General features: G+C 66.3%; 9 protein-coding genes. 7 read left to right on the forward strand and 2 right to left on the reverse strand.

Translation table 11 applies throughout. The features are described from left to right. Nucleotides 1-36 precede the first annotated feature (36 nt). From boxA to ACN4F8_RS17370, 5 genes are all read left to right on the forward strand, one after another. Nucleotides 37-1338: a benzoyl-CoA 2,3-epoxidase subunit BoxA gene (boxA, locus tag ACN4F8_RS17350; RefSeq protein ID WP_419474710.1), complete on the forward strand. Its 1302-nt coding sequence runs from the start codon at nucleotides 37-39 to the stop codon at nucleotides 1336-1338. Nucleotides 1339-1444: 106 nt separating this feature from the next. Next, nucleotides 1445-2080: a DUF3305 domain-containing protein gene (locus ACN4F8_RS17355; protein WP_419474711.1), complete on the forward strand. Its 636-nt coding sequence runs from the start codon at nucleotides 1445-1447 to the stop codon at nucleotides 2078-2080. A 2-nt stretch (nucleotides 2081-2082) separates the two neighbouring features. After that, complete coding sequence (locus tag ACN4F8_RS17360; protein ID WP_419474712.1) at nucleotides 2083-2727, forward strand: DUF3306 domain-containing protein; 645 nt, start codon at nucleotides 2083-2085, stop codon at nucleotides 2725-2727. Beyond that, entirely contained in the window at nucleotides 2654-4753 is a 2100-nt protein-coding gene (locus tag ACN4F8_RS17365) for a 4Fe-4S binding protein (protein WP_419474713.1), read from the forward strand. The genes ACN4F8_RS17360 and ACN4F8_RS17365 overlap by 74 nt, the downstream gene beginning before the upstream one ends. Before the next feature lie 5 nt (nucleotides 4754-4758). Next, complete coding sequence (locus tag ACN4F8_RS17370) at nucleotides 4759-5376, forward strand: TorD/DmsD family molecular chaperone (RefSeq protein WP_419474714.1); 618 nt, start codon at nucleotides 4759-4761, stop codon at nucleotides 5374-5376. A 255-nt stretch (nucleotides 5377-5631) separates the two neighbouring features. Here the strand turns inward: ACN4F8_RS17370 and ACN4F8_RS17375 are convergent, their stop codons facing one another. Both ACN4F8_RS17375 and ACN4F8_RS17380 read right to left on the reverse strand, forming a co-directional pair. After that, a complete protein-coding gene (locus tag ACN4F8_RS17375; RefSeq protein ID WP_419474715.1) occupies nucleotides 5632-7761 on the reverse strand; it encodes a sensor histidine kinase in 2130 nt (709 codons plus the stop codon). Further along, nucleotides 7746-9134, reverse strand: coding sequence for a sigma-54-dependent transcriptional regulator (locus ACN4F8_RS17380; protein ID WP_419474716.1), 1389 nt, complete (start codon nucleotides 9132-9134; stop codon nucleotides 7746-7748). The genes ACN4F8_RS17375 and ACN4F8_RS17380 overlap by 16 nt, the downstream gene beginning before the upstream one ends. A gap of 480 nt (nucleotides 9135-9614) precedes the next feature. On the opposite strand from ACN4F8_RS17380, the gene ACN4F8_RS17385 reads away from it, so the two are divergent. Continuing rightward, nucleotides 9615-9845 (forward strand): formate dehydrogenase, encoded by a 231-nt coding sequence (locus tag ACN4F8_RS17385; RefSeq protein WP_419474717.1) that lies wholly within the window; start codon nucleotides 9615-9617, stop codon nucleotides 9843-9845. Nucleotides 9846-9955: 110 nt separating this feature from the next. After that, nucleotides 9956-12784: molybdopterin-dependent oxidoreductase (locus tag ACN4F8_RS17390; RefSeq protein ID WP_419474718.1), on the forward strand; the 2829-nt coding region annotated here is incomplete at its 3' end.

Consider the following 12784-nt stretch of genomic DNA (forward strand, 5'->3'; position numbering starts at 1 on the left):
CCCTCCCCCAGAGGGGGAGGGCTCCAGGAGACACCCATGAACGCCCCAGCCGAACTCGCTGTCATCAAACAGCACCTGATCGATCCCGAGATCTGCATCCGCTGCAACACCTGTGAAGCGATCTGCCCGGTGCAGGCGATCACGCACGACAACGTCAACTACGTGGTCGACGCTTCCAAGTGCAACCTCTGCATGGACTGCATCTCGCCGTGCCCCACCGGCTCCATCGACAACTGGCGCACCATGCCGCGCCTGCGCGCCTACACGCCCGAAGAGCAGCTCACCTGGAACGAACTGCCCGCCGAGTTGCCGCCGGAGGAGCTGGAAGGCCTGGCCGATGCGGGCGCAGATGGGGCCGTGGCGCGGGCACCCGCCGCTGCGCCGGCCGTGGCCAAGGACCCGAGCGGCGCGGAGGCATTCAACTCGGCAGCCTTCGGCGCAACCCTGCCGCCGTGGTCGGCCGCGCACGCTTACACCAACCTCTACGGCCCCAAGGCCGCGCAGAAGACCGTGACCGCCACGGTGGTCGGCAATGTGCGCGTGACCGAGGTCGGCAAGACCGCCGGCAGCGACTACGACACGCACCACATCGTGCTGGACTTCGGCGCCATGCCGTTCCCGGTGCTGGAAGGCCAGAGCATCGGTGTGGTGCCGCCCGGCGTCGACGACATTGGCCGCACGCACCACGCGCGCCAGTACTCGATCGCCAGCCCGCGCAACGGCGAGCGCCCGGGCTACAACAACCTGTCGCTGACCATCAAGCGCGTGCTGCAAGACCACGACGGTGAACCGGTGCGCGGCGTGGCCAGCAACTTCATGTGCGATCTGCAGGTGGGCGACAAGGTGGAGGTGATCGGGCCGTTCGGCACCAGCTTCCTCATGCCCAACCACCCCAGGTCCAGCATCGTGATGATCTGCACCGGCACCGGCAGCGCCCCCATGCGCGCCATGACCGAGTGGCGCCGCCGCCTGCGGGCTTCGGGCAAGTTCGAAGGTGGCAAATTGATGCTGTTTTTCGGCGCGCGTTCGCAGGAAGAGCTGCCGTACTTCGGCCCACTGCAAAACCTGCCCAAGGACTTCATCGACACCAACTTCGCCTTCAGCCGCACGCCCGGCGCACCCAAGCGCTATGTGCAGGACGCCATGCGCGAACGCGCCGCCGATCTGGCGGTGCTGCTGCAGGACCCGAACACGTATTTCTATGTGTGTGGCTTGAAGAGCATGGAAGAGGGCGTGGTGCTGGCATTGCGCGATGTGGCGCAAGGTGCCGGGCTCAACTGGGACAACATCGGCCCAGCGCTGAAACGCGAAGGCAGGTTGCACCTCGAAACCTACTGAGGTCCAAGGGCCTCAGGGTTTCCCCGCGCATTCTTGCGCCGCAGGCGGGGTAAAGCGCCGCGCGTCCTTCATCCCGGGGGAGGATGCCGTACATTCCTGCCTTCGTATGAACAACCCCCATACCCCTGCCCCCACCCGCACCCGGCCCGCCATCGAGGTCGATGTGGTGATGCGGCGCGAGCCGGTGAGCGGCCCCATGAGCCGCTGGCAGCCGTTTCGCTGGGTGTTGGCTGACGTGTTGCTGCGCGGCAGTCCCGAGGAAACGGAAGCCGAAGGTGTGGAGCACGATCACGAGCCGCAGGCGGTGGAGCCTGTGGACACGGCCGCCGCCGACGAGTCCACCACCCACTGGCTGTTCCCGCGTTTTCGCGTGAGCCTGTTCCGCGACGATGCCGAGGGCTATTTTCTCAACCTCAACAGCCCGAACCCCTGTTTCTGGGTGTTCTGGCGCGCCGACGAAGCCCGCCTGCTCGACGGTGAGCCCATGGCCGTGCCGCAGATCGTCACGCTGAGCTACCACGACGCCGGCCGCTGGCTCGACGCGCAGGAGCGCGTGGACCAGGTGCCGGCCGCGCCTGAGGTGGTGGACTGGTTGCGCGGTTTCGTGGACGCCACCTACCAGCCCGAGCCCAAGCGCCGCCAGCGCCCGCAGAGTTTCCAGCCGCTGACCGACCGCTTCGGCCAGCCCGTGCGCATCAGCACCGACAAGCAGCGCGGCGGTGGCCAGCCGCCAGGACAGTGAGCATGGCCGCGAACGACGACGACAACTTCTTTTCGCGCTGGTCGCGCCGCAAGGTGCAGGTGCGCACCGGCGAGCCGCTGCCACCCGAGCCTGTGCCGCCTGTTGCAGTGGCGGCGCCCGCTGCCGTGGTCGCGCCGGTTGCACCCGTTGCTCCGGTGGTGGCCGAGCCGCCCGAGCCGCCGCCCGCCCTCACGCTCGATGACGTGGCCCGCCTCACGCCCGAGTCCGACTACTCGGCCTTCGTGGCGCGCAGCGTCTCGCCCGATGTGCGCAACGCCGCGGTGAAGAAGCTCTTCACCGACCCGCACTACAACATCATGGACGGGCTGGACATCTACATCGACGACTACTCCCAGCCGAGCCCGCTGTCCAAGGCCGACATGGCCAAGATGGTGGGCGCGCAGTTCCTCAAACTGGTGGACGACCCGAACGAGCCCAAGCCGGCCGCCACCGTGAACGCAGAGCCGATCCCGGAGCCGCCCGCCGAGGTGGCCCAGGCCGAGCCAGAGGCCATTGAGGCCTCACCAGACGACAACAACGACCCCCCCGTCCCCGAGACACCGGACCCCCACGATGACCACGCTGATCTGCAATTGCAACCAGACCATGCCCCTGAACCCCAAGGTTCTGGGCGAGGCCCTGGATGAAGACCTGACCCTGCACACCACGCTGTGCCGCCGCGACGCCCCCGCGTTCCAGCGCGCAGCGCGCAGCAACGAAGACCTGGTGGTGGCCTGCACCCAGGAAAGCCGCCTCTTCACCGAACTCTCCGAGCAGACCGAGGGCGCGGTGTCGCTCGACGTGCGGCCCATCAAGTTTGTCAACATCCGCGAGACCGGCGGCTGGGGCCGTGAGGCCAAAGACGCCACGCCCAAGATGGCCGCGCTGCTGGCCGCCGCGCGCCTGCCCGACGCCGAACCGGTGCCCACCGTCACCTACAAAAGCGCGGGCCGCCTGCTGATCATCGGCGCGCTGCAAGACGCCGAGCGCGTGGCCGATCTCGTGTCCGACACGCTGGAGGTCAGCCTGATGTCCACTGGCGGCAGCGGCATGCAGACGCGCCGCTACCCCGTGATGGCGGGCGCCATCGGCGAGGTGCGCGGCTGGCTCGGCGCGTTCACGGTGGACTGGACCACGAACAACCCGATCGACCTGGATCTGTGCACGCGTTGCAACGCCTGCGTGGCCGCCTGCCCCGAAGGCGCCATCGGCCTGGATTACCAGATCGACATGGACAAGTGCAAGAGCCACCGCGCCTGCGTGAAAGCCTGCGACGCCGTGGGCGCGATCAACTTCCAGCGCGATGCCCAAGAGCACAGCGAACAATTCGACATGGTGCTGGACCTGCGGGCCTCGCCGGCCTTCACGCAGCATGCCCATCCTCAGGGTTATTTCCACCTCGCTTCCGGCATCGACAACGCCGCCGGCATGGCCACCGTGCTCAAGCTGCGCGAGCTGGTGGGCGAATTCGAAAAGCCCAAGTTCTTCACCTACAAACAAAAGCTCTGCGCGCACGGCCGCAACGAAACCGTGGGCTGCAACGCCTGCGTGGAAGTCTGCTCGGCGCTGGCCATCAGCAGCGAGATCAAGCGCAATCAGATCGTCGTCAACCCCAACCTCTGCGTGGGCTGCGGCGCCTGCACCACCGTGTGCCCCACCGGTGCCCTGTCGTACGCCTACCCCCGCGCTAGCGAACAAGGCGTGAAACTGCGCACCCTGCTGGCCACCTACGCCAAGGCCGGTGGCCAGAACGCCGCGCTGCTGCTGCACAGCCAGGAAGCCGGCACCGCACTCGTCAACGAGCTCGGCCGCGTGGCCTCGCTCGACAAAGCCTTCCGCGGCGTGCCCGCGCGCGTGATCCCTCTGCCGCTGTGGCACACGGCGTCGATCGGGCTGGACGTGTGGCTCTCGGCGTTTGCCTACGGCGCCTCGCAAGTCTGGGTGCTCATGACCGGCGAAGAAGCGCCGCAGTACCGGGAAGCCGTGCGCGAGCAGATGGCGGTGGCGCAAGCCCTGGTGAACGGACTGGGTTACAGCGGCCACCACTTCCGCCTGATCGAGGCCACCGATGTGCAGGCGCTCGACGCCGCGCTCGTGGGCGCCCCGGCACAGACCGTCAAGCGCCGAGCCACCTTCGCCATCCAGGCGGAGAAACGCGCCACGGTGGAGCTGGCCATTGACCACCTGCTGCAAGACAGCGCCGCCCAGCGCCCAGCCATGGAAGCCATTGCGCTGCCCGGCGCTTCGTTGCTGGGCACCATCAACGTCAACAAGGACACCTGCACGTTGTGCCTGAGCTGCGTGAGCGCCTGCCCGGCCAGCGCGCTGCAAGACAACACCGAGCGCCCACAACTGCGCTTCATCGAAAAGAACTGCGTGCAGTGTGGCCTGTGTGCCAGCACCTGCCCGGAAGACTCCATCACGCTGCAGCCGCGCCTGTTGATCGGCGAGCAGCGCAAGCAGTTGCGTGTGCTCAACGAAGCGCAGCCCTACCACTGCATCCGCTGCGCCAAGCCTTTCGGCACGCTCAAGGGCATCGAGGTCATGCTGGGCAAGCTCTCGGGCCACGCCATGTTCCAGGGCGAAGCGCTGGAGCGCCTGAAGATGTGCGGTGATTGCCGCGTGGTGGACCTGTACTCCAATCCGGGCGAGACCCGCATCACCGATCTGTGAATCCCATGAACAACAGCATTCCGATCACGTCCGCCCTGGACGAAGAAACCGCCCGCGCCGAGGTCTATGGCCTGTTGGCTGCGCTGTACTACGCGCCGCCCTCCAGCGAACTCATGGCCCAGCTGCGCGTGGCCGTGACCGAAGCGCCCGCCGCCGGTGGTTTTCTGGAAGAGCCGTGGCGCGATGTGGTGGCCGCTGCGCGCGAGCTGGACGACGCGGCCATCACCGCCGAGTACAACGCGCTCTTTGGCGGCGTGGGCAAGCCCGAGGTGTACCTGTTCGGTTCGCACTACCTCAGCGGCTTCCTGAACGAAAAACCGCTGGCCGCGCTGCGCAGCGATCTGGCTGTGCTCGGCCTGGGGCGGGACGACACCATGCCCGAGACCGAAGACCACGTGGCCTACCTCTGCGAGGTGATGCGCTACCTGATCGCAGGCGACGACGTGGAGGTGGCCAACCTCACGCAGCAGCAGAAGTTTTTCACCACCCACCTGCAGCCCTGGGTGACGCGCATGTGCGACGACATTGCCGCGCACCCCAAGGCCCGCTTCTACGCCACCTTGTCGGCGTTCACCCGCGCGTTCGTGGGTGTGGAGGCGCAGGGGTTCGACATGCTGGCCTGAGTCCGAGGGGATTTCACGCCTCTGCGTGGGCGAAGGCGGCTGGGCTGGGTGCGCGTTCTCCGGCCTTGCTCGCGGGCGACGGTGTGGGTCCGCAGCCGCTGTTTCATGAGCCCTGCTTCGGGCACTCGACCTCTGTGGCAACCGCGAATGAGGGCCTGCGCCCGCACACCCAGCCCATCCGCCTTAGGGAGCTGTTGGTGTGCACATGTTGGAGCGCCGCCACCGGCCTGACGCGAGGTGTATGAGCGAAACAACTCAGAGACCCCCAGGCCGCCCGTCGTTCGTCGGTGTGGCTGAAGGCGCAAGTGGCTCGGTCAACAACCGGACGGTGAAGACGGCGCCGCTGCCGTCGACGCGGTTGGCTGCTGAAATACTGCCGCCGTAGCGTTCCACCAGGCCCTGGCTGATCCACAGGCCCAGGCCGTTGCCGTCGTTCTTCGTCGTGAAGAAGGGGCGGAACAAACGCTCCTGTGCTTGCTCACTCAGGCCATGACCGGAATCTTCCACACGCAGCAGTGCGCCGCCCGCGTGCACGCCGTGTGGCCCGTCGGGCACCCAGTCTTGAGTGACCAGTCGCAGCACACCGCCCTGCGGCATGGCCTGGATCGCGTTGATCAGCAGGTTGATGATCACCTGCTGCAGTTCCTGCCGGTTGCAGCCCACACGGCGCGTGCCCCGCAGCTCGCGCTGCACCTCGATGTGCGTCTGCGACATCAGGTGCCCCACCAGCACCAGACAGTCGTTGACCGTGCGGTTGAGATCGAGCGATTCCACATAACCCGCGTACTCGGTGGGCCGCGCGTACTGCAGCAGCTGCGTGACGATCAGGCGCATGCGCTCCACCTGTTCGTCCAGCAACTGCAGTTCGCCGCGCACCGGCTGCGCGTGTGCGCCCAGGGTCTCGCGCATCAGATCCAGGTTGCCCTGCATCACCGCAATCGGGTTGTTGATCTCGTGCGCGATGCTGGCGGTGAGCTGGCCGATGGCCGCGAGTTTTTCGCTCTTCACCAGCTGTTGCTGCGCCAACTGCAGCGAGGCGTTGCTCATCTCCAGCTCTTGCGTGCGCTCGGCCACCTTGTGGTCGAGCTCCTCGCCCCAGCGTTGCAATGCGGCGGTCTTGTCGTCGATCACGTCCAGCAGTTCGTCGAGGTGGCCAGCCAGCGCGCCGAGTTCGTCGCGCGCGGAGAGCTCGCCCACGCGCGCACTGGCCTGGCCTTCTTCGACCAGTTGCATGGTGCGGTTCATGTGCTGCACCGGCTGGAAGATGCTGCGCGCCCAACGCAACGAGAACCAGGCCGAGAGCGCCATCACGCCGAGGAAGATCAAGCCCATCACCGCCAGCATGGCGTAGCGGACCAGCCGGAACGGCGCTTCGGTGAAGCCCACGTAGAGCATGCCGATGCGTGCTCCGGTGGCGTCCTGCAGCGGCTCGTAGGCCGACACGTACCAGTCGTTCACCACGAAGGCACGGTCCAGCCAGGTGTTGCCGCGGCCCAGCACCGCGTCGCGCACGGTTTGCGACACGCGGGTGCCGATGGCGCGCTGGTCCTGGAACAGGCGCACGTTGGTGGTGATGCGCACGTCGTCCATGAACAGCGTGGCCGTTCCCTGGCTGCCGAAGGGCAGGGCACCGTCGGGGTAGACGATGCGGTTGATGTGGTCGATGAAGTCCAGGTTCTGGTTGAGCAGCAGCCCGCCGGCCAGCACCGCGATGGTCTGGCCTTTGGCGTCCAGCACCCGGTGGGCGGACAGCATCACCATGGCGCGGTGCTCGGCCTCGCGCGTGGCGGGCGCGGCATTGCGCGTGGCCACCAGCGGAATGCGCAGACGCGGCGAGAGGTGCGGGGCGAACGCGTCGAGCGCCTCGGGCTCCAGCAGCAGCAGCCGGGCTGCGGCGCTGGTTCGGGCGGTTTGCAACGAGGCGCCGATGGCCGCAGGCATCAAGGGCATGGGCTGGCTGGCGTCTGCGCTGCTCAGGCCCGTGGGCACCGCGCGCGCAAGCGGTCGGCCTTGTGCGTCGTAGAGCAGCAGGAAGTCCAGACCCAGCCGCTCGCGGGCCAGCGCGAGCTGCTCGTTCAGGCTGTTCCTGTCGGCCGGTGGCAACGGGCGCAACGCAGCGTAGAGCGCCTGCGAGCCGGCCACACCGAGGGTGCCCGACCCCACCTCGCTGAGCACCTGTCCGAAGTAGCCGTTGGCCACGGCCAGATCGCTGCGCACCTTGGTGATCAGCAGCCTGTCGTAGGCCACGTTGCCCCACAGGGCCAGCGCAATCACCAGCATCGGAAACGCCACCAGCAGCGGCAGCAAGGCCATGGCCAGCAGTTTGTTGCGGACCGAGCCCGCGAGCCATCGCGGCGTGCGCCAAAGCGTCACGGGCTCGCCCATTCGGCGACTCGGCGCTCCAGCGTGCGGCGCGACACACCAAGCAACTGCGCCGCGCGGGTCTTGTCGCCCTGCACCGAATCGAGCACGGTGAGGATGTGCAGCTTCTCCATCGCGTGCAGGTCGGTCGGCATGGCGGGCGCCGTGGCACTGTCTTTGGTCTGGTTCACGCCGGGGTACAGGGCTGACACGTTGAGCGTGCCCAGGATCAGCGAGCGTTCGATCAGGTTGCGCAGTTCGCGCACATTGCCCGGCCAGTCGTACTGCCCGAGAAAATCCATCTCCTGCGCGCTGATGGTCAGCGGCTCCACGCCCAGCGAGGGCGCGAGCTGTGCCATGAAGTGCGCCACCAGTTCGGGAATGTCCTGCTTGTGCGCGCGCAGCGGTGCGAGGTTCAGGTCAACCACCTGCAGGCGGAAGAACAGGTCCTTGCGGAAGCGGCCGGCCTCCACCTCGGCGCTGAGCTGGCGGTTGGTCGCCGCGATGATGCGCAGGTTCAGCGGCACCAGCTGTTCGCTGCCCACGGGGCGGATCTTCAGGTCTTCAATCGCGCGCAGCAGCGTGGCCTGAATGGGCAGCGGCAGCTCGGCGATTTCGTCCAGAAACAGCGTGCCGCCCTGGGCGTAGTGGAACAGGCCGTCGCGCGCGCGGGAGGCGCCGGTGAACGCGCCCTTGGCGTGGCCGAAGAGCTCGCTCTCGATCAGCTCGGGCGACACCGCCGCGCAGTTGACCGGCACAAACGGCCCGCTGGCTCGGCTGCTCTGCGCGTGCAGTTCGCGCGCCACCAGTTCCTTGCCGGTGCCCGACTCGCCCTGCAGCAGCACGGTGCTGTTGACCGGCGCCACCCGCGCGATGGACGCACGCAGGTTTTGCAGGTCGGGCGACCGGCCCACCAGCGCCGTGCCGCGCCCGGGTGGCGGGGCCACGGCGCGGCGCAACACGAAGTTCTCGCGGCGCAGGCGCGAGCGTTCGTAGCAGTGCTTCACCGCGTTCAGGATTTGCGGCACGCGAAACGGTTTGAGGATGAAGTCGGACGCGCCCGCGCGCAGTGCTTCGATGGCGGTGTCCAGGTCGGCAAAGGCGGTGATCAGGATCACCTCGCCGGTGAAGCCTTGTTCGCGCAACTCCTTGAGCCAGACCACGCCGCTCTTGCCGGGCAGCGAGATGTCCAGGATGACGAGGTCCACATGGTGGCCGCGCAGCCACTGCGCACCGTCTTCGGCACTGGCAGCGCTCATCACGAAATGGCAGCGCGGTGCCAATGTCTTCACCAGAAAGTTGAGCATGCCCTGTTCGTCGTCGACGATCAGGATGGACCAGTCGGGCCAGCCTTCCAGGGTTCGTTCGGGCCCGGAGGGCAAAAGTGAGGTTTCCACCGGGTCGAATTCTACGGACGAGCCCTACGAAAACAGTGGGGTATTGGCGCAAACCCCACGCTGGTGCGGGGCGTTGAAACGGCGGCATGTACCGGGTGCGTGCGACAACTTGTCGCACGCACCCGCGACAGGTTGACCTTGTGCGTTGTTGGTGAGGCGTATCCGCATGCGGGTATTCCCGAGGGCGTTGGCCGATGCCGTGGCTCAATCGTGAGTGTGCTCAAGGTGTCTTGCGCCCCGGCTGTCCGGGGCGACTCCAGCGGCACCGACACCTTTGGCTTATGGCACGTTTCTGGCTATCAAAAAGGCAGCAAGCTGCGATGCTGCGATGCCGCATGAAGACGACCCGGACCGAGGGAGCAGAAACACGTCTGGCTACGTATGAACCACCTTGCAACCCACACATGGTGGGGGTAGATTCCACGTATGCAAAAGGTCCGCACGTTGTGTTGGCGGGCCCCTTTCAACCTGGAGATCTGCATGACCAAGCCCTCCCGCCCGACCGCAGGTGAAGAACGTTCCGGCCTGAACCGTCGCACCCTGTTTGCTGGCGCGTCCACGGTCGGCGCGCTCGCCGCTGCGGCAGCCCTCATGTCGCGCGCACCTGCCGAAGAAACCGCCGCGATCGAGCCCAAGCCCGCGCCCACCAAGGGCGGCGGGTACAGCCTGACCGATCACGTCAAGCAGTACTACCAGACCACCCGCATCTGAGCGGAGTCTTGTTCCTTGAATCCCCACGTTCTCGTTCGTTCGTTGTCCCGCACAGGGGCGCAAGCCGCTGACCAGGCGAATCTCCAAGCGACTCCTCAGGAGGCAAAACCATGCTGCTGACCAAAAAATCATCCTCCACGGGTGGACACGCCTCGCGCGTGCATTCCACCTTCGTCCACAACCTGCAGCGCGGCCTGTCTTCGGCCCTGCCCACCATGGACCGCCGCGCGTTTCTGCGCCGCTCCGGCATGGGCGTGGGCGTGGGCCTGGCGGCTTCCCAGCTCGTGCTGGTGAAGAAGGCCAAGGCCGCTGAAGGCAAGTCGATCGACGGCACCGGCAAGATCGAAGTCAAGCGCACCATCTGCACGCACTGCTCGGTGGGCTGCGCCACCGACGCGATTGTGGAAAACGGTGTCTGGGTTCGCCAGGAAGCGGTGTTCGACTCCCCCATCAACCTCGGTGCCCACTGCGCCAAAGGTGCGGCCCTGCGCGAGCACGGCCATGGCGAGTACCGCCTGCGCTACCCGATGAAGCTGGTGAACGGCAAGTACGAGCGCATCAGCTGGGACGTGGCGCTGAACGAAATCACCGCGAAGATGAAAGAACTGCGCGAGGCCAGCGGCCCCGACTCGGTCTACTTCGTGGGCTCCTCCAAGCACAACAACGAGCAGGCCTACCTGCTGCGCAAGTTCGTGAGCTTCTGGGGCACCAACAACTGCGACCACCAGGCCCGCATCTGCCACTCCACCACGGTGGCCGGTGTTGCGAACACCTGGGGCTATGGCGCCATGACCAATTCGTACAACGACATGCAGAACAGCAAGTGCGCGTTGTACATCGGCTCGAACGCAGCTGAAGCGCACCCGGTGTCCATGCTGCACATGCTGCACGCCAAGGAAAACGGCTGCAAGATGATCGTGGTCGACCCACGCTTCACCCGCACCGCAGCCAAGGCCGACGAGTACGTGCGCATCCGCTCCGGCACCGACATTCCGTTCCTCTTCGGCATCCTGTACCACGTGTTCAAGAACGGCTGGGAAGACAAGCAGTACGTGAATGACCGCGTCTACGGCATGGAGGCTGTGAAAGCCGACGTGATGGCCAAGTGGACGCCGGAGAAAGTGGAAGAAGCCTGCGGCGTGAGCGAAGCGCAGATGTTCAAGGTGGCGAAGATGCTGGCCGAAGCCAAGCCCGCCACCATCGTGTGGTGCATGGGCCAGACCCAGCACACCATCGGCAACGCCATGGTCCGTGCCACCTGCATCTTGCAGCTGGCGCTGGGCAACGTGGGCAAGAGCGGTGGCGGCACCAACATCTTCCGCGGCCACGACAACGTGCAAGGTGCCACCGACGTGGGCCCGAACCCCGACTCGCTGCCTGGTTACTACGGCCTGGCCGCTGGCTCGTGGAAACACTTCGCCGCCACCTGGGGCGTGGACTACGAGTGGATCAAGAAGCAGTACGCCGAAGGCATGATGGAGAAGCCCGGCATCACCGTCTCCCGCTGGATCGACGGCGTGCTGGAGAACAACGAACTGATCGACCAAGGCCCGAACCTGCGTGGCGTGTTCTTCTGGGGCCATGCGCCCAACTCGCAGACCCGTGGTCTGGAGATGAAGCGTGCCATGGACAAGCTCGACCTGCTCGTGGTGGTGGACCCGTACCCGTCGGCCACCGCGTCGATGGCGGCCATGCCTGGCAAGCCGGAAGACCAGAACCCCAACCGCGCGGTGTATCTGCTGCCGGCAGCCACGCAGTTCGAGACCAGTGGTTCGTGCACCGCGTCCAACCGCTCGTTGCAGTGGCGCGAGAAGGTCATCGATCCGCTGTGGGAGAGCCGCAGTGACCACATGATCATGCACCAGTTCGCTGAAAAACTCGGCTTCGCCACCGAGCTCAGCAAGAACTACAAGATGCAGAAGGTCAAGGGCATGGACGAGCCCGTGCCGGAAGACATCCTGCGCGAAATCAACAAGTCGGTCTGGACCATTGGTTACACCGGCCAGAGCCCGGAGCGTCTGAAGGCCCACATGCGCAACATGAACGCCTTCGACGTGAAGACGCTCAAGGCCAAGGGCAAGGTCGTCGACAAGGAAACCGGTTACGACATGAGCGGTGACTACTTCGGTCTGCCATGGCCTTGCTACGGCACGCCCGAGATCAAGCACCCCGGTTCGCCCAACCTGTACGACACCTCCAAACACGTCATGGACGGCGGCGGCAACTTCCGCGCCAACTTCGGCGTGGAGCGCGAAGGCAAGAGCCTGCTGGCCGAAGACGGTTCGCACTCGGTCGGCTCAGAAATCACCACGGGCTACCCCGAGTTCGACCACGTGCTGCTGAAGAAGCTGGGCTGGTGGGCCGACCTGTCCGAGGCGGAGCAGAAAGCGGCCGAGGGCAAGAACTGGAAGACCGACCCGACCGGCGCCATCATCCGCGTGACCATGGCCCACGGCTGCCATCCGTTTGGCAACGCCAAGGCCCGCGCTGTGGTGTGGAACTTCCCAGACGCGATCCCGCAGCACCGCGAGCCGATTTACGGCACGCGCCCCGACCTCGTGGCCAAGTACCCCAGCCACGACGACCAGAAGAGCCGCTGGCGCATGCCGGTGCTCTACAAGTCGCTGCAGGCCAAGAACGTCGACGAGAAGATGCACGAGAAATTCCCGCTCATCATGACCTCGGGTCGTCTGGTCGAGTACGAGGGTGGCGGCGAGGAAACCCGCTCCAACCCCTGGCTGGCCGAGCTGCAGCAGGAGATGTTTGTCGAGATCAACCCGGCCACCGCCACCGAGCGCGGCATTCGCAACGGCGAGCGCGTGTGGGTGAGCAGCCCGACGGGTGCACGAATCAACGTGCAGGCGCTGGTGACCCCGCGCGTGGGACCGGACACCGTGTTCCTGCCGTTCCACTTCTCCGGCCGCTGGCAGGGTGAAGAC

Origin of the sequence: Hydrogenophaga sp. (assembly GCF_048549895.1) — a bacterium.
Taxonomy (GTDB): domain Bacteria; phylum Pseudomonadota; class Gammaproteobacteria; order Burkholderiales; family Burkholderiaceae_C; genus Hydrogenophaga.